Source organism: Streptomyces sp. NPDC045695, from assembly GCF_056432025.1.
Map to the genome: position 1 here is coordinate 192,793 of NZ_JBWKJU010000007.1, position 16,942 is coordinate 209,734.

Here is a 16,942-nt window from a genome sequence, read left to right on the forward strand (position 1 = left end):
AGAGGGACGAGAAGGCCGGTCACCTCTTCCCGCGGGGGCGTTCCCCGGGGAACAGGCGACCGGCCTGGTTGGGACCGACAAGTGTACGTCGGCGGAGCTCAGCGCGCGTTGAAATACTTCGCTTCGGGGTGGTGAATCACGATGGCGTCGGTGGACTGCTCCGGGTGGAGCTGGAACTCCTCCGACAGGTGGACGCCGATCCGCTCCGGCTGGAGGAGGTCGGCGATCTTCGCGCGGTCCTCCAGGTCGGGGCAGGCGCCGTAGCCGAGGGAGAAGCGGGCGCCGCGGTACTTGAGGTCGAACATGTCCTCGACCTCGTCCGGGTCCTCGCCGCCGAATCCGAGCTCGGCGCGGACGCGGGCGTGCCAGTACTCGGCCATGGCCTCGGCGAGCTGGACGGACAGGCCGTGCAGCTCCAGGTACTCGCGGTAGGAGTCGGACTCGAACAGCTTGGCCGTGGCCTCGCCGATCCTGGAGCCGACGGTGACGACCTGGAGGCCGACCACGTCGGTCTCGCCGGACTCCTCGGGGCGGAAGAAGTCCGCGAGGCACAGGCGGCGGCCGCGGCGCTGGCGCGGGAAGGTGAAGCGGGTCCGCTCGTTGCCCTGCTCGTCGAGGATGATCAGGTCCTCGCCCTTGGAGACGCAGGGGAAGTACCCGTAGACGACCGCGGCTTCGAGGAGGTTCTCGGTGTGCAGCTTCTCCAGGAGGCCGCGCAGGCGCGGGCGCCCCTCGCTCTCGACGAGCTCCTCGTACGTGGCTCCGCCCGCGCGGGCCTGCTTGAGGCCCCACTGGCCCTTGAAGAGGGCGCCCTCGTCCAGCCAGGAGGCGTAGTCCTTGAGCGGGATGCCCTTGACCACGCGGGTGCCCCAGAACGGCGGGGTGGGGACCGGGTTGTCGACGGAGACGTCCGAGCGGCCGCCGGGCTCCTGCGGCTCCTCGACTTCGAGGAGCGGAGTGTCCTTCTTGGCGACCCGGCGCTGCTTGAGCTCGGGGAGGGCGGCTCCCGGCACGCCGCGCTTGACGGCGATCAGGGCGTCCATCAGGCGCAGGCCCTCGAAGGCGTCGCGGGCGTAGCGGACCTCGCCCTCGTAGATCTCGTGGAGGTCCTGCTCGACGTAGGCGCGGGTCAGGGCCGCGCCGCCGAGGATCACCGGGTAGTCGGCGGCCAGCTTGCGCTGGTTCAGCTCCTCCAGGTTCTCCTTCATGATCACGGTGGACTTCACGAGGAGGCCGGACATGCCGATGACGTCGGCCTTGTGCTCCTGCGCGGCTTCGAGGATCGCGGAGACGGGCTGCTTGATGCCGATGTTGACGACGTTGTAGCCGTTGTTGGTGAGGATGATGTCGACGAGGTTCTTGCCGATGTCGTGGACGTCGCCGCGGACGGTGGCGAGCACGATCGTGCCCTTGCCCTCGTCGTCGGTCTTCTCCATGTGCGGTTCGAGGTAGGCGACGGCCGTCTTCATGACCTCGGCGGACTGCAGGACGAAGGGCAGCTGCATCTGGCCGGAGCCGAAGAGCTCGCCGACGACCTTCATGCCCTCCAGGAGGGTGTCGTTGACGATGTCGAGGGCCGGGCGGGTCTGCAGGGCCTCGTCGAGGTCGGCCTCCAGGCCGTTCTTCTCGCCGTCGATGATGCGGCGCTGCAGTCGCTCGTCCAGGGGCAGGGCGAGGAGCTCCTCGGCGCGGCCGGCCTTGAGGGACTTGGTGTTGACGCCCTCGAAGAGGGCCATCAGCTTCTGCAGCGGGTCGTAGCCCTCGGTGCGCCGGTCGTAGATCAGGTCCAGGGCGGTGCCGACCTGCTCCTCGTCGAACCGCGCGATCGGAAGGATCTTGGAGGCGTGGACGATGGCCGAGTCCAGGCCGGCCTTGACGCACTCGTCGAGGAAGACGGAGTTCAGCAGGACCCGGGCGGCCGGGTTCAGGCCGAAGGAGATGTTGGACAGGCCGAGGGTGGTCTGGACGTCCGGGTGGCGGCGCTTGAGCTCGCGGATCGCCTCGATCGTGGCGATGCCGTCCTTGCGGGACTCCTCCTGGCCGGTGCAGATGGTGAAGGTGAGGGTGTCGATGAGGATGTCCGACTCGCGGATCCCCCAGTTGCCCGTCAGGTCCTCGATGAGACGTTCGGCGATGGCGACCTTGTGTTCGACGGTCCGGGCCTGGCCCTGTTCGTCGATGGTCAGCGCGATCAGCGCGGCGCCGTGCTCCTGGGCCAGTCGGGTGACCTTCGCGAAGCGCGACTCCGGCCCGTCGCCGTCCTCGTAGTTCACGGAGTTGATGACGGCGCGGCCGCCGAGCTTCTCCAGGCCCGCCTGGATGACGGGGACCTCGGTGGAGTCCAGGACGATCGGCAGGGTGGAGGCGGTGGCGAAGCGGCCGGCGAGCTCCTGCATGTCGGCGACGCCGTCGCGGCCCACGTAGTCCACGCACAGGTCGAGCATGTGCGCGCCCTCGCGGATCTGGTCGCGGGCCATCTCCACGCAGTCGTCCCAGCGGGCCTCCAGCATGGCCTCGCGGAACTTCTTGGAGCCGTTGGCGTTGGTGCGCTCGCCGATCGCCATGTACGAGGTGTCCTGGCGGAACGGGACCGTCTGGTAGAGCGAGGCGGCTCCGGGCTCCGGCTGGGGGCTGCGCGCGGTGACGGCCGTGCCGCGGACGCGCTCCACGACCTGGCGCAGGTGCTCGGGGGTCGTACCGCAGCAGCCACCGACGAGCGAGAGGCCGTACTCGCGGACGAAGGTCTCCTGGGCGTCGGCGAGCTCGGGGGCGCTCAGCGGGTAGTGCGCGCCGTCCTTGGTCAGGACGGGCAGGCCGGCGTTGGGCATGCAGGAGAGCGGGATGCGGGCGTTGCGCGCGAGGTAGCGCAGGTGCTCGCTCATCTCGGCGGGGCCGGTGGCGCAGTTCAGGCCGATCATGTCGATGCCCAGGGGCTCCAGCGCGGTCAGGGCCGCGCCGATCTCCGAGCCGAGCAGCATGGTGCCGGTGGTCTCGACGGTGACGGAGCAGATCAGCGGGACGGTGACGCCCAGGGCCTCCATGGCGCGGCGGGCGCCGATGACGGAGGACTTGGTCTGCAGGAGGTCCTGGGTGGTCTCGACGAGCAGCGCGTCGGCGCCGCCGGAGAGCAGGCCCTCGGCGTTGATCTGGTAGGCGTCGCGGATCTTCGCGTAGGTGATGTGGCCGAGCGTGGGAAGCTTGGTGCCGGGGCCGATGGAGCCCAGGACCCAGCGCTGCTGCCCGGTGGAGGCGGTGAACTCGTCGGCGACCTCGCGGGCGATGCGTGCGCCGGCCTGCGACAGCTCGAAGTTGCGGTCGGCGATGTCGTACTCGGCCAGTGCGGCGAAGTTCGCGCCGAAGGTGTTGGTCTCGACGCAGTCCACGCCCACCGAGAAGTACGCCTCGTGCACGGTGCGCACGATGTCGGGGCGGGTGACGTTGAGCACCTCGTTGCAGCCTTCCAGCTGCTGGAAGTCCTCCATGGTGGGGTCCTGCGCCTGGAGCATCGTTCCCATGGCTCCGTCGGCGACGACCACGCGGGTGGCCAGTGCCTCTCGGAGGGCATCGGCCCGGGTCTGGGTGTCAGCGGACGGGTTGGGCGACGAGGCCATGGTGGAGCTCCCTGGGATGCGACGGCTGTCGGCTTTGCACCCCCTCTGTGTCAAGGGTGCACGCGGCCAGCGTAACCGCGAGGCCCCGGACCCGGTGCGGGTGTCCCACGTGGCGGACTGCATTCTGTGCGGGGGCCGGCAGGGGTGTTCCCGGCGAGGTCGGGCGCGAAGAGTTCCCCAACGCTGCGCGAGGTCGGCATCGACCGATAGTGTTCAGCATTGTCGAACCGCGTCAAGACGGTCACCATGGACAGCAAGGTCAGCAGGAGGCTGCACGATGGCACGGAACATCCAGTCGCTCGAACGAGCCGCTGCGATGCTGCGACTCCTGGCCGGCGGCGAGCGCCGGCTGGGGCTCTCCGACGTGGCCTCCTCCCTGGGCCTGGCCAAGGGCACCGCGCACGGCATCTTGCGCACCCTGCAGGCCGAGGGCTTCGTGGAGCAGGACCCCGCCTCCGGCCGCTATCAGCTGGGCGCGGAGCTGCTGCGCCTGGGCAACAGCTACCTCGACGTGCACGAGCTGCGCGCCCGCGCCCTGGTGTGGACGGACGACCTGGCCCGCGCGAGCGGCGAGAGCACGTACGTGGGCGTGCTGCACAAGAGCGGGGTGCTGATCATGCACCACGTGTTCCGGCCCGACGACAGCCGTCAGGTGCTGGAGGTCGGCGCCATGCAGCCGCTGCACTCGACCGCGCTGGGCAAGGTGCTGTCCGCGTACGACCCGGTCGCGCACACCCAGGCCCTGGAGGTGGAGCGCGAGGCGTTCACCCCCCGTACGGTCACGGACGGCGCCGGGTTCGAGGAGATCCTGAGCCTGACCCGGGCCCGGGGCTGGGCCGCCGACGTCGAGGAGACCTGGGAGGGCATCGCCTCGGTGGCGGCGCCCATCCACGACCGGCGGCGCATGCCGGTCGGGGCGGTCGCGGTGGCGGGCGCCGTGGAACGGGTCTGCGGGGAGTCCGGAGAACCCCACGCGGCCCTGGTGGCCTCGGTGCGGGACTGTGCGCGCGCGGTTTCACGCGACCTCGGCGCGGGCCGGTTCTGACCTTCCTTTAACACCTCAGAGCCGCCATCTGGCTGCTTTCTGCCCACTTTTCGCCATATCCCGACCACAGGTTGGCCGGATTTGGGCGATCGTACCTAGTGGTAACGATCCGACACCTTGGCATGGCGAGCCCTTGACGCATTCTTCACTTGGGCGGAAAACTGCCGTTCACCGGTCGGCATTGTCGAACACCTGACGGCAATACGCGCTAGGATGCGACAAGGCCAAGGACCGGTGCAGCACTCACCGAGTGCGCGGACCCACCGGAGGGACCCGGTGTCCGCCCACCCCTGGACGTACGTAAGGAGTCGCGGGTGTCCAGCTCCGACATCTTCATCGGCGAGACCATCGGTACCGCCCTGCTCACACTGCTCGGCGGTGGCGTCTGCGCCGCAGTGACACTCAAGAGCTCCAAGGCCCGCAACGCAGGCTGGCTCGCCATCACCTTCGGCTGGGGATTCGCCGTACTGATCGCCGCCTACGTGTCCGCGCCGCTCTCCGGTGCGCACCTCAACCCGGCGGTCACGGTCGGCATAGCCGTCAAGACCGGTGAGTGGGGCGACGTGCCCCTCTACTTCGCCGGTCAGCTGCTGGGCGCCATGCTCGGCGCGGTCCTCATGTGGATCACCTACTACGGCCAGTTCCGCGTGCACCTGGCGGACCCGGAGCACATCCGCGACGCCAAGCTCGGTCCCGAGGACCCGCACCCGCACGACGTGGCCGGTCCGGTGCTCGGCATCTTCTCCACGGGCCCCGAGATCCGTAACGTCGTACAGAACCTCGCGACCGAGATCATCGGCACCGCCGTCCTGGTCCTGGCCATCCTGACCCAGGGCCTCCAGGCCGACGGTCAGGGCCTCGGTGTCATCGGTGTCCTGATCACCTCGTTCGTGGTCGTCGGCATCGGCCTCTCGCTGGGCGGTCCGACCGGCTACGCCATCAACCCGGTGCGCGACCTCGGTCCGCGCATCGTGCACGCCCTGCTGCCGCTGCCCAACAAGGGCGGCTCCGACTGGGGATACTCCTGGATCCCGGTGGCCGGCCCGCTCGTCGGTGCCGCGCTCGCCGGTGGTCTGTACAACATCGCGTTCGCCTGATCAGCACCGGCAAGATCGCAAGATCCGTACCGCCCTCCTGATTCCGCCTACTCATCAGACCTGCCAGGAGCAGCCACATGACCAGCAGCACCGGCCCCTTCATCGCCGCGATCGACCAGGGCACCACCTCCTCCCGCTGCATCGTCTTCGACCGCGACGGCCGCATCGTGGCCGTCGACCAGAAGGAGCACGAGCAGATCTTCCCGAAGCCGGGCTGGGTCGAGCACGACGCCACCGAGATCTGGACCAACGTCCAGGAGGTCGTCGCGGGCGCCATCGCCAAGGCCGAGATCACCGCGGCCGACGTCAAGGCCGTCGGCATCACCAACCAGCGCGAGACCACGCTGATGTGGGACAAGAACACCGGCGAGCCGGTCCACAACGCGCTGGTCTGGCAGGACACCCGCACCGACGCCCTGTGCAAGGAGCTCGGCCGAAACGTCGGCCAGGACCGCTTCCGCCGCGAGACCGGCCTGCCGCTGGCGAGCTACTTCGCCGGCCCGAAGGTCCGCTGGATGCTCGACAACGTCGAGGGCCTGCGCGAGCGCGCCGAGGCCGGCGACATCCTCTTCGGCACCATGGACTCCTGGGTCATCTGGAACCTCACCGGCGGCGCCCAGGGCGGTGTGCACGTCACCGACGTCACCAACGCCTCGCGCACCATGCTGATGAACCTCCACACCCTGGCCTGGGACGAGAAGATCGCCGAGTCCATGGGCGTCCCGCTCAACGTCCTCCCGGAGATCAAGTCCTCCGCCGAGGTCTACGGCCACGTCAAGGACGGCGTCCTCGCCGGTGTCCCGGTCGCCTCGGCGCTCGGTGACCAGCAGGCCGCCCTGTTCGGCCAGACCTGTTTCGCCGAGGGCGAGGCGAAGTCCACGTACGGCACCGGAACGTTCATGCTGATGAACACCGGCGACAAGATCATCAACTCCTACAGCGGCCTGCTGACCACGGTCGGCTACCAGATCGGCGACCAGAAGCCGGTCTACGCGCTGGAGGGCTCCATCGCCGTCACCGGCTCGCTCGTCCAGTGGATGCGCGACCAGATGGGCCTGATCAAGTCCGCGGCCGAGATCGAGACCCTGGCCTCCTCGGTCGAGGACAACGGCGGCGCCTACTTCGTGCCCGCCTTCTCCGGTCTCTTCGCCCCGTACTGGCGCTCCGACGCCCGCGGTGTGATCGCCGGCCTCACCCGGTACGTCACCAAGGCGCACATCGCCCGTGCCGTCCTGGAGGCCACCGCCTGGCAGACCCGCGAGATCACCGACGCCATGACCAAGGACTCGGGCGTCGAGCTCGCGGCCCTGAAGGTCGACGGCGGCATGACCTCCAACAACCTGCTGATGCAGACGCTCTCGGACTTCCTGGACGCCCCCGTGGTGCGCCCGATGGTCGCCGAGACCACCTGCCTCGGCGCCGCCTACGCCGCCGGCCTGGCCGTCGGCTTCTGGCCCGACACCGACGCCCTGCGCGCCAACTGGCGCCGCGCGGCGGAGTGGACCCCGCGGATGCCCGCCGAGCAGCGGGACCGCGAGTACAAGAGCTGGCTCAAGGCCGTGGAGCGGTCCATGGGCTGGGTCGACGACGAAGACGCCAGCTGACCGCACTCAGCTGAGTCAATCGACGAGGAGCTAAAGAGATATGAGCAGCCTGCAGAGCGTTCCCGCCCTGGGTACGCACCCGACCGCCGGTTCGAACGCGAGCCGCGCCGAGACCCGTGAGCAGCTGTCGAAGGCCACGTACGACCTGCTGGTCATCGGCGGTGGAATCCTGGGCACCTCGGTGGCCTGGCACGCCGCGCAGTCGGGCCTGCGGGTCGCCATGGTGGACGCCGGCGACTTCGCCGGCGCCACCTCCTCGGCCTCGTCCAAGCTCGTCCACGGCGGCCTGCGTTACCTGCAGACCGGCGCGGTCAAGCTGGTCGCGGAGAACCACCACGAGCGCCGGGTGCTGGCCAAGGACGTGGCCCCGCACCTGGTCAACCCGCTCACCTTCTACCTGCCGGTCTACAAGGGCGGGCCGGTCGGTGCGGCCAAGCTGGGCGCGGGCGTCTTCGCCTACTCCGCCCTCTCGGCCTTCGGCGACGGCATGGGCAAGGTCATATCCCCGGCCCGTGCCGCCGCCGACAACCCCGGTCTGAAGACGGACAACCTCAAGGCCGTCGCCGTCTACTACGACCACCAGATGAACGACTCCCGCGTCGCCGTCATGACGGTCCGCGCGGCCGTCGAGTCCGGCGCGGTCGTCCTCAACCACGCCGAGGTCACGGGGCTGCGCAAGACGCGCGGCCGGGTCACCGGCGCCGAGCTCAAGGACCGCCTGGACGGCACCGAGTTCGGGATCGACGCCCGCGTCGTGCTCAACGCCACCGGCCCGTGGGTGGACCACCTGCGGCGCATGGAAGACAAGCACTCGATGCCGTCGATCCGCCTGTCCAAGGGCGCGCACATCGTCATGAAGCGCAAGTCGCCGTGGAAGGCCGCCATGGCCACCCCGATCGACAAGTACCGCATCACCTTCGCCCTCCCGTGGGAGGACCAGCTGCTGCTCGGCACCACCGACGAGGTGTACGAGGGCGACCCGGCGGACGTGCGCGCCACCGAGTCCGACATCCAGCAGATCCTGGACGAGGCGGCCTTCTCCGTGAAGGACGCGGACCTCGACCGCTCGCTGATGACGTACGCCTTCGCAGGCCTGCGGGTGCTGCCCGGCGGCCCCGGCGGCGTGGAGAAGGCCAAGCGCGAGACGGTCGTCTCCGAGGGCGCCGGCGGCATGCTGTCGGTGGCCGGCGGCAAGTGGACGACGTACCGCCACATCGGTCGCGTGGTCATGGACAAGCTGGCCAAGCTCCCGGGCAGCCCGCTCACCGAGGACATGGAGCCGGTGAAGTCCCTCGTACGCCGGATCGCGCTGCCCGGTGTCGCCAACCCGAACGCGGTCGCGCACCGGCTGCTGGTGGACCGCGAGCCGGGCAGCCGGATGGACCCGCTGACCGCGCGCCACCTGGCCTCGCACTACGGTTCGCTGGCCTTCGACATCGCGCGCCTCGCGAACGAGGACCCGGCGCTGGCCGAGCGCATCCACCCGGACGGTCCGGAGATCTGGGCGCAGGTCGCCTACGCCCGTGACAACGAGTGGGCCGAGACGGTCGACGACGTGCTGCGCCGGCGCACGACCGTGACGATCCGCGGCCTGGACGACGCGGCCGTGCGCGCCCGGGTCGAGGAGATGCTGGCCCACAAGGCATAGCTGCGACGCAGGTGGGGAAGAGGGGCGGTTCCGGGGGGAACCGCCCCTCTGTCGTGGGCTGTGGCCGGTGTCCCCTCAAGGCTTAGGCTGACCCACGTACGCAAGGAACTTCGGAAGGAGACCTGGGTGATCGAGCTTGAGGGCGTGCCCGAGCTGATCGACCCGGTCATGGTGGCCGCGTTCGAGGGCTGGAACGACGCGGGTGACGCGGCCTCCGGTGCGGTCGCACACCTGGACCGGGAGTGGAAGGGCGAGGTCTTCGCGGCTCTGGACGCCGAGGACTACTACGACTTCCAGGTCAACCGGCCGACGGTGTGGCTGGACAACGGGGTACGGAAGATCACGTGGCCGACGACACGGCTGTCGGTGGTCCGGATCGGCGGGGCGAAGCCGCGCGACCTGGTGCTGGTCCGGGGGATCGAACCGTCCATGCGGTGGCGGTCGTTCTGCAACGAGATCCTGGGCTTCGCCCACGAACTGGGCGTGGAGATGGTGGTCATCCTGGGGGCGCTGCTCGGCGACACCCCGCACACCCGGCCGGTGCCGGTGAGCGGGGTCACCTCGGACGCGGACCTGGCGCGGACGATGGACCTGGAGGAGACCAAGTACGAGGGCCCGACCGGCATCGTCGGCATCCTCCAGGAGGCCTGTACGCACGCGGGCGTCCCGGCGGTGTCGCTGTGGGCGGCGGTGCCGCACTACGTGTCGCAGCCGCCGAACCCCAAGGCGACGCTGGCGCTGCTGAACCGGCTGGAGGACCTGATCGACATCCGGATCCCGCTGGGCGAACTCCACGAGGACGCGCGGGCGTGGCAGCTGGGCGTGGACCAACTGGCCGCCGAGGACAGCGAGGTGGCGGAGTACGTCCAGACGCTGGAGGAGGCGCGGGACACGGCGGACCTGCCGGAGGCCTCGGGCGACGCGATCGCGCGGGAGTTCGAGCGCTACCTGCGGCGGCGCGACCCTTCCGCGGCCGCGGGGGGCGAGCCGGGTGACGGGTCGTACCTGCGGGACACCTCCAGCGGCCTGACCCGCCCTCCGAGGCGCAAGCCGGACCCCTCTGCGGAGGAGCCGCAGCCCCCGGCCGTGACCCCGCCGGAGGACGAGACCCCGCCGGAGCCCCCGGAGGCGTAGCCCGCGCGGGCCGCTTCCCGGGGCGCTGCCCCGGACCCCGCGCCTCAAACGCCGGCGGGGCTGGATTCTCCAGCCCCGCCGGCGTTTGAGGCGATCTTTCAGCGGCGCCGCCGGTTACAGGGCCACGCCCAGGAGGGCGTCGACCGTGCGGGAGATCAGGCCGGGGGCCGACTCGTCGTCGCCGTCCGAGGCGTTCTGCGCGTCGACCCAGCGGTCCACCGCCGCCAGTGCGGCGGGGGCGTCCAGGTCGTTCGACAGGGCCGCGCGGACCTCCTCGACGACCGCGTCTGCCGGCAGGCCGTCCGGGCGGGACACGGCCGCGCGCCAGCGCTCCAGGCGGGCCACCGCCTCGGCGAGGACCTCGTCCGTCCACTCCCAGTCGGCCCGGTAGTGGTGCGAGAGGAGGGCGAGGCGGATCGCCGCCGGGTCCACCGCCGCGCGCCGCAGCGCGGACACGAAGACGAGGTTGCCCTTCGACTTCGACATCTTCTCGCCGTGCAGCGCCACCATGCCCGCGTGCACGTACGCCTTGGCCATCGGGAACTCGCCCGTCAGGACCTGCGCGTGCGAGGCGCCCATCTCGTGGTGCGGGAACGCCAGGTCCGACCCGCCGCCCTGGACGTCGAAGCCCATGCCCAGGTGGTCCAGGGCGATGGCCACGCACTCGATGTGCCAGCCCGGCCGGCCGCGGCCCAGCGAGCCGCCGTCCCAGCTCGGCTCGCCCGGACGCGCGGCCATCCACAGCATCGGGTCCAGCGGGTTCTTCTTCCCCGGCCGGTCGGGGTCGCCGCCCCGCTCCGCCGAGAGCAGCCGCATCGCCTGCGCGTCGAGGTTGGAGACCCCGCCGAAGTGCGGGTCGGATTCGACCGAGAAGTAGACGTCGCCTTCGAGCTCGTACGCGGCGCCCGCGTCCCGCAGCCGCTCGACGAGCGGCACGATCCCGGGTATGGCCTCGACGGCTCCGATGTAGTGCTGCGGCGGCAGCATCCGCAGGGCCGTCATGTCCTCGCGGAAGAGCGCGGTCTCGCGCTCCGCCAGCTCGGTCCAGTCGTGGCCGTCTCGCAGCGCCCGCTCCAGCAGCGGGTCGTCCACGTCCGTGACGTTCTGGACGTAGTGGACCTGCCGCTTGGTGTCGAGCCACACGCGTTGCACGAGGTCGAACGCGTTGTAGGTCGCCGCGTGACCGATGTGGGTCGCGTCGTACGGAGTGATGCCGCAGACGTAGATACGGGCGACGGGACCGGGGGCGAGGGTGATCGTCCCCTGGGTCGCGGTGTCGTGGATCTTGAGGTCGCGGCCCTTGCCAGGAAGGGCGGGGACCTCAGAAGCGGGCCAGGCATGCATGTCACGAGCCTAACCGGACGGATGTTCCGGAAACGAACCGGACCTGCGGTGTTGTCTTGATCGGCACTCTTGCGGTCTGGCCGGAAATATGCGTGCGGCCGATGGCCGGTTCAGACCGGTGGCCAGGGGATCGACGGCCACTGACCGGACGGCTGCGGGTGGGTGCCGGTGCGCAGCAGGTGCGCCACCCGGTCCCGTACGGCGGCCAGCTCGGCCGCCGTGATCAGTTCGGCCAGCCGGGTGGCGAGGGGGGCGCCCTCGGCCAGCTCGGCGGCCAGCTTGGCCAGTACCTCACGCGCCTCGTCCGTCAGCGGCTCGCCCGCCCAGCCCCACAGCAGGGTGCGCAGTTTGTCCTCGGCGTGGAAGCTCACGCCGTGGTCGATGCCGTAGAGCCGCCCGTCGGGCGCGGTCAGCAGGTGGCCGCCCTTGCGGTCGCCGTTGTTGATCACGGCGTCGAGCACGGAGAGCCGGCGCAGGTCCGGGTGGTCGGCGTGCACGAGCAGGGCCGTGCGGCCCTCGGCGACCTCGGCGAGCGCGACGGGCTTCCAGCCCTCCCCCGCCTCCTCGCCGTCGACCAGCGCGAGCAGCGGGGGCGGCGCGGACGCCCCGCCGTCCTCCTGCGCCGCCTCGACCCACCACTGGACCATGCCTTCGCCGTAGGGGCCGTCACGCAGCACGGTGGGGGGTACCAGGCCCCATCCGGTTGCCTCGGAGACCAGGTAGGCCGCGACCTCGCGCCGGGCGAGGTTCCCGTCGGGGAAGTCCCACAGCGGCCGCTCCCCCTTGACCGGCTTGTACACGCAGTCGGCGCCGGCCCCCTCGTGCTCGACCCTGCACAGCAGGACGGCGTTGGACGCCTCACGGATCCGGCCGACGACCGTCAGCTCGCCCTCGGCGAGCAGGTGCTCACGCTCCCCCGTGTCGCTCACGCCTGGCGCCGGTAGCCGTTCTGGCGCGGGCACACGTGTCCCTCCGGGTCCAGCGGCAGGCTGCACAGCGGGCACGGCGGGCGGCCGGCGTTGACCACGTCCAGGGCCCGCTTGGCGAAGGCCCGGGCCTGGGCGCCGGTGAGGCGGACCCGCAGCATCGGCGGGCCGTTCTCCTCGTCCTGGAGCATGCGCTCCTCCGCCTCGGCGAGGTCCTCGTCGGAGTCGGCGTCGAGTTCCACGAGGGCCTGGGCCTCGACGATCATCCGCTGTTCCTCGCCGTCCCAGGCGAGGGCCATGGTGCCGACGCGGAACTCCTCGTCGACGGGGACGTCGAGGGGCGCGGTGTCGGCTGCCTCGGCCGGGGCGACGGCCGGGACCGGGGCGTTGCCGCCCGTCCGCCGTACGACCTCGTCCAGCAGCTCGTCCATCCGCTCGGCCAGCGCCGCTACCTGGGTCTTCTCCAGGGAGACGCTGGTGACCCGGGGGCCCGCGGAGGCCTGCAGGAAGAACGTACGGCGTCCCGGAAGGCCGACCGTGCCGGCCACGAAGCGGTCCGGGGGGTCGTAGAGGAACACCTGACGGGGCACGTCCAGTCTCCAAGTCTCGGCGGCGGGGCAGGTCTGCCCCCGTGTGTGGGCCCGTCCACCCTACTGCGCCGTCCGATCATGCCGCGCCCGAGCCGCCGCCCACGACGGCGTTCCCAGCGGCTTCGGCGTCTTTGTCCGATGCGACGGCCTCCGGCGCGGCCGGGCGCACCACGAGCGAGCCGAAGTCCCCGGTGTCACCCAGCCGGAACAGGAACGGCCGCGTGGGCGTGTAGCGGACGGCGGTCACCGAGCACGGGTCGACGTGGATCCGCTGGAAGAGGTCCAGGTGCATGCCCAGGGCGTCCGCGACGAGGGACTTGATGATGTCGCCGTGCGAGCACATCAGGAAGACCGCGTCGCTCCCGTGCGTCTCCTCGACGCGCGCGTTCCACTCCCGTACGGCTTCCACGGCGCGCGCCTGCATGGCGCGCATGGACTCCCCGCCGGGGAAGGCGGCAGCGGACGGGTGCTGCTGGACGATCTTCATCAGCGGTTCGTCGGAGAGTTCGGCGAGTTTGCGGCCCGACCAGTCGCCGTAGTGGCACTCGCCGATCCGCTCGTCGGTGTGCAGCTCCAGCTCCGGCCTGGCGGCCAGCAGGGGCGCGAGGGTCTCCCGGCAGCGTTGCAGCGGGCTGGTGACGGCGGCGGCGAGCGGCACCCCGGCCAGTCGTCCGGGCAGCGCGGCGGCCTGTTCGGCGCCGCGCTCGTCGAGGGCCACTCCCGGGGTCCATCCGGCGAGCAGCCCAGCGGTGTTGGCGGTGGACCGCCCGTGTCGTACGAGGATCAGCGTGGCCATGGACCCCAGCCTAGGTGGTGTCCTGTGGATCAGACCGTGCGCGGTGTCACGTGCGTGCGGGGGCCGTGGCAGGGAAGAATGCGCCGCGTGATTGTCGACTGCGCGATTTACCGGGACGGCCGCCGTACCGACGGACCGGAGGACTTCTCCGACGCCCTCGACGAGGCGAGGGCGACCGGTGACGCCTTCCTCTGGGTCGGCATGCACGAGCCGTCGGCCGAGGAGTTCGACCACGTCCGCCGGGAGTTCGGTCTGCACCCGCTGGCGGTGGAGGACGCGCTGACCGCCCACCAGCGCCCGAAGCTGGAGGTGTACGACGATTCGCTGTTCGTCGTGCTCAAGCCGGTGCTCTACGACGAGGCCGCCGACCGGGTGAGCGCGGGCGAGCTGATGGTTTTCATAGGCGACTCGTTCGTCGTCACCGTCCGGCACGGCCAGGGGGCCCCGCTGGCCGCCGTGCGCCACCGGCTGGAGCAGGAGCCGCAGGTGCTGCGGCACGGCCCGACGGCGGTGCTGTACGCGGTCTGCGACGCGGTGGTCGACCACTACATCGAGGTGGCGGCCGAGCTCCAGGCCGACCTGGAGGAGCTGGAGGCCGAGGTCTTCGCCCCGAACGCCTCGGACACCAAGAACACCGCCGCCCGGATCTACGCGTTCAAGCGCCAGGTGCTGGAGTTCCGCAGGGCGACGAGCCCGCTCCTCCAGCCGATGGACCGGCTCGCCTTCGGGCAGGTGCCCTTCGTCCACGGACACGCCCAGCCGTTCTTCCGCGACGTCGCCGACCACCTGACCAAGGCGAACGAGTACATCGAGGGGCTGGACCGGCTGCTGTCGGACGCCTTGTCGGCGCACCTCGCGCAGATGGGCGTCCGGCAGAACGACGACATGCGCAAGATCTCGGCGTGGGCCGCGATGGCGGCCGTCCCCACCATGGTGGCGGGGATCTACGGGATGAACTTCGACCACATGCCCGAGCTCAGGCACACCTGGGGCTATCCCGCGGTGCTGGTGGTCATGGCGGCGGCGTGTCTGGGCCTGCACCGGATGTTCAAGCGCCGGGGCTGGCTCTAGGGAGCCCGGCGCCCCGCGCGGGCTACGCGAATTCGGGCGAGGTGACCGGTGCGCCGCCCAGGGCGTCACGGCGCTCCGGCATCCGCAGGTTCACCATCCGGTGCCAGCCGCTGAAGCGCTCGTAGGCGTACATCGCGCGGATGCCGGCGGCGAGCACGGCCGCCTTCGGTGCGGGCCAGTGCAGCAGCCGCCCCATGTGGTCCATGACGGCGAGGCTGACGTCGCGGTAGACGGCGATCTCGGTGAGCGCGCTCTCGCGGAGCACCCGCTGGATGGTCCGGCCGTGGCCCGCGCGGGCCAGCCGCAGCAGTTCCTCGTGGCAGTAGGAGAGGTGGTTGTCCTCGTCGTTGCTGATCATGTGGATGGCCTTGCCCACCTCGGGATGGTCGCCGAAGTAGGTGACCAGCATGTCCATCTGGTCGGCGGCGCGCTGTTCGGTGACCCGGCTGTGCGCGAGGTAGACGACGATGTCCTCCTCGCTCAGCGCTTCCTGGCGGCGCAGTTTGTCGTGCGCGAGCCCGATGCCGCGGCGTTCCAGCAGCATCGTGTAGTCGGTCTCGGGCGGTACCGGGACGGGCGGCAGGCCGCGCTTGCGCAGCAGGGCGTTGAAGATCCGGCCGTGCTTGTCCTCGTCGGCGCCGTGCCGGACGATCTTGGGGGCGAGGTAGCGCATGCCGTCGGGCACGAGGGCTGCGATACGGGCGTTCTCCCAGCCGCCCTGGGTCTCGCCGCTGGCGGCGATGGAGCAGAACAGCTGGAAGGAGTCGTCGTGGTCGACGATCTCCTGGAACAGGCTGCGGGCAGAGAGCATGCAACGAGTCAAACGCCGCCAGCCGGGGCGGGCAACCGATAGGTCGCACTACTCGTCCGAATGAACGAAACGAGGCGATGGCCCGCGGCGCGTAACCCCACGGGCGCCCGGCGCGTTGTTGGCTGTGTCGGCCGTGGCGGGGAAGACCCCCCGAGCCCCCACCACGGCCGCAGACCTCTTCCCCCTACCGCGTGCGCTCAGGCGAGACCGGCCAGCTCCATGGCCTCCGTGCCGGCGCGCAGGGCGGCGATCCGCTCGTCCAGGGTGAATCCGGCGGGGGCCAGCGTCAGGGTGGTGACCCCGGCTTCCGCGTAGGCCCGCATGCCGTCCGCGATCCGCGCGACCGGGCCGAGCAGCGTGGTCGAGTCGATCAGCGAGTGGGGGACGGCCTCGGCCGCGCCCGCCTTGTCCCCGGCCAGGTACTTGTCCTGGATCTCGGCCGCTTCCTTCTCGTACCCCATGCGCTGGGCCAGCTGGTTGTAGAAGTTCTGCTTACGGCTGCCCATGCCGCCCACGTACAGGGCGGTGTACGGGCGGAACATGTCCGCGAGCGCGTTCACGTCCTCGCCGACGGCCAGCGGCACGGTCGGGCAGACGTCGAAGCCGTCCATGCTCAGCCCGGCCTTCTCGCGGCCCGCCCGGATGTGGGTGAGCGCGGTGGCCTCCAGGTGCTCGGCGGCCGGGAAGATCAGCAGCGCGCCGTCGGCGATCTCGCCGGTCTGCTCCAGGTTCTTGGGCCCGATGGCGGCGATGTAGAGGGGGATGTGCTCCCGCTCGGGGTGGACGGTCAGCTTGAGCGGCTTGCCCGGCCCGCCCGGCAGCGGCAGGGTCCAGTGCTCGCCCTCGTAGGAGAGGCGCTCGCGGCTCATCGCCTTGCGGACGATCTCCACGTACTCCCGGGTCCGGGCGAGCGGCTTGTCGAACTTGACGCCGTACCAGCCCTCGGAGACCTGGGGGCCGGAGACGCCGAGGCCGAGCCGGAAGCGGCCCTTGGTCAGGGAGTCGAGGGTGGCCGCGGTCATGGCGGTCATCGCGGGCTGACGGGCCGGGATCTGGAGGATCGCCGAGCCGACGTCGATGCGCTCGGTCTGGGCGGCGACCCAGGCCAGCACGGTCGGGGCGTCGGAGCCGTAGGCCTCGGCGGCCCAGCAGACGTCGTAGCCGAGACGGTCGGCCTCCTGGGCGACGGCGAGGTTGTCGGCGTCCATGCCCGCACCCCAGTAACCGAGATTGATACCGAGCCGCATGTGTCGTCCCCTTACCGG

The 16,942-nt window shown here is 70.8% G+C and carries 13 protein-coding genes; 6 read left to right on the top strand and 7 right to left on the bottom strand.

All coding sequences use genetic code 11. From position 1 onward, the window contains the following. Nucleotides 1-98 precede the first annotated feature (98 nt). Complete coding sequence (gene metH / locus AC07DU_RS15370) at nucleotides 99-3,611, bottom strand: methionine synthase (RefSeq protein ID WP_479111740.1); 3,513 nt, start codon at nucleotides 3,609-3,611, stop codon at nucleotides 99-101. Nucleotides 3,612-3,888: 277 nt separating this feature from the next. Between metH and AC07DU_RS15375 the strand changes: the two genes are divergently transcribed. The 5 genes from AC07DU_RS15375 (at nucleotide 3,889) to AC07DU_RS15395 (ending at nucleotide 10,139) form a co-directional block, all read left to right on the top strand. Then, entirely contained in the window at nucleotides 3,889-4,656 is a 768-nt protein-coding gene (locus AC07DU_RS15375) for an IclR family transcriptional regulator (protein ID WP_360887636.1), read from the top strand. A 314-nt stretch (nucleotides 4,657-4,970) separates the two neighbouring features. Continuing rightward, nucleotides 4,971-5,753, top strand: coding sequence for an MIP/aquaporin family protein (locus AC07DU_RS15380; protein ID WP_366869167.1), 783 nt, complete (start codon nucleotides 4,971-4,973; stop codon nucleotides 5,751-5,753). Between the two features lie 77 nt (nucleotides 5,754-5,830). Continuing rightward, the gene (gene glpK / locus AC07DU_RS15385; RefSeq protein ID WP_360887642.1) at nucleotides 5,831-7,357 is read left to right on the top strand and encodes a glycerol kinase GlpK; all 1,527 of its coding nucleotides are present in this window, start codon (nucleotides 5,831-5,833) and stop codon (nucleotides 7,355-7,357) included. A gap of 40 nt (nucleotides 7,358-7,397) precedes the next feature. Next, on the top strand, nucleotides 7,398-9,005 hold the full coding sequence (locus AC07DU_RS15390) for a glycerol-3-phosphate dehydrogenase/oxidase (RefSeq protein WP_479111742.1): 1,608 nt from the start codon (nucleotides 7,398-7,400) through the stop codon (nucleotides 9,003-9,005). Between the two features lie 126 nt (nucleotides 9,006-9,131). Further along, the gene (locus tag AC07DU_RS15395) at nucleotides 9,132-10,139 is read left to right on the top strand and encodes a PAC2 family protein (protein ID WP_479031647.1); all 1,008 of its coding nucleotides are present in this window, start codon (nucleotides 9,132-9,134) and stop codon (nucleotides 10,137-10,139) included. A gap of 114 nt (nucleotides 10,140-10,253) precedes the next feature. Here the strand turns inward: AC07DU_RS15395 and mshC are convergent, their stop codons facing one another. From mshC to AC07DU_RS15415, 4 genes are all read right to left on the bottom strand, one after another. Further along, a complete protein-coding gene (mshC, locus tag AC07DU_RS15400) occupies nucleotides 10,254-11,483 on the bottom strand; it encodes a cysteine--1-D-myo-inosityl 2-amino-2-deoxy-alpha-D-glucopyranoside ligase (RefSeq protein WP_479111744.1) in 1,230 nt (409 codons plus the stop codon). A 110-nt stretch (nucleotides 11,484-11,593) separates the two neighbouring features. Further along, nucleotides 11,594-12,445, bottom strand: a complete 852-nt coding sequence (locus tag AC07DU_RS15405; RefSeq protein ID WP_479111746.1) for an SCO1664 family protein — start codon at nucleotides 12,443-12,445, stop codon at nucleotides 11,594-11,596. Beyond that, entirely contained in the window at nucleotides 12,409-12,999 is a 591-nt protein-coding gene (locus tag AC07DU_RS15410; RefSeq protein WP_360887657.1) for a DUF3090 domain-containing protein, read from the bottom strand. Before AC07DU_RS15410 ends, AC07DU_RS15405 begins: the two co-directional genes overlap by 37 nt. A gap of 76 nt (nucleotides 13,000-13,075) precedes the next feature. Beyond that, a complete protein-coding gene (locus tag AC07DU_RS15415) occupies nucleotides 13,076-13,795 on the bottom strand; it encodes a histidine phosphatase family protein (RefSeq protein ID WP_360887660.1) in 720 nt (239 codons plus the stop codon). 78 nt (nucleotides 13,796-13,873) lie between these two features. Here AC07DU_RS15415 and AC07DU_RS15420 point away from each other — a divergent pair, with 78 nt between their 5' ends. Next, nucleotides 13,874-14,866, top strand: a complete 993-nt coding sequence (locus tag AC07DU_RS15420; RefSeq protein WP_360887663.1) for a magnesium and cobalt transport protein CorA — start codon at nucleotides 13,874-13,876, stop codon at nucleotides 14,864-14,866. A gap of 22 nt (nucleotides 14,867-14,888) precedes the next feature. On the opposite strand, the gene AC07DU_RS15425 is transcribed toward AC07DU_RS15420, so the two are convergent. Both AC07DU_RS15425 and AC07DU_RS15430 read right to left on the bottom strand, forming a co-directional pair. Further along, entirely contained in the window at nucleotides 14,889-15,677 is a 789-nt protein-coding gene (locus AC07DU_RS15425) for a ferritin-like domain-containing protein (RefSeq protein WP_479031657.1), read from the bottom strand. Between the two features lie 197 nt (nucleotides 15,678-15,874). After that, entirely contained in the window at nucleotides 15,875-16,924 is a 1,050-nt protein-coding gene (locus AC07DU_RS15430; protein WP_479031660.1) for an LLM class F420-dependent oxidoreductase, read from the bottom strand. Nucleotides 16,925-16,942 lie beyond the last annotated feature (18 nt).

Excerpts from the sequence above, each read along its gene's own strand:
- metH (WP_479111740.1), bottom strand. The coding sequence starts at position 3,611 with ATGGCCTCGTCGCCCAACCCGTCCGCTGACACCCAGACCCGGGCCGAT.
- AC07DU_RS15375 (WP_360887636.1), top strand. The coding sequence starts at position 3,889 with ATGGCACGGAACATCCAGTCGCTCGAACGAGCCGCTGCGATGCTGCGA.
- glpK (WP_360887642.1), top strand. The coding sequence starts at position 5,831 with ATGACCAGCAGCACCGGCCCCTTCATCGCCGCGATCGACCAGGGCACC.
- AC07DU_RS15390 (WP_479111742.1), top strand. The coding sequence starts at position 7,398 with ATGAGCAGCCTGCAGAGCGTTCCCGCCCTGGGTACGCACCCGACCGCC.
- mshC (WP_479111744.1), bottom strand. The coding sequence starts at position 11,483 with ATGCATGCCTGGCCCGCTTCTGAGGTCCCCGCCCTTCCTGGCAAGGGC.
- AC07DU_RS15415 (WP_360887660.1), bottom strand. The coding sequence starts at position 13,795 with ATGGCCACGCTGATCCTCGTACGACACGGGCGGTCCACCGCCAACACC.
- AC07DU_RS15420 (WP_360887663.1), top strand. The coding sequence starts at position 13,874 with ATGCGCCGCGTGATTGTCGACTGCGCGATTTACCGGGACGGCCGCCGT.
- AC07DU_RS15425 (WP_479031657.1), bottom strand. The coding sequence starts at position 15,677 with ATGCTCTCTGCCCGCAGCCTGTTCCAGGAGATCGTCGACCACGACGAC.
- AC07DU_RS15430 (WP_479031660.1), bottom strand. The coding sequence starts at position 16,924 with ATGCGGCTCGGTATCAATCTCGGTTACTGGGGTGCGGGCATGGACGCC.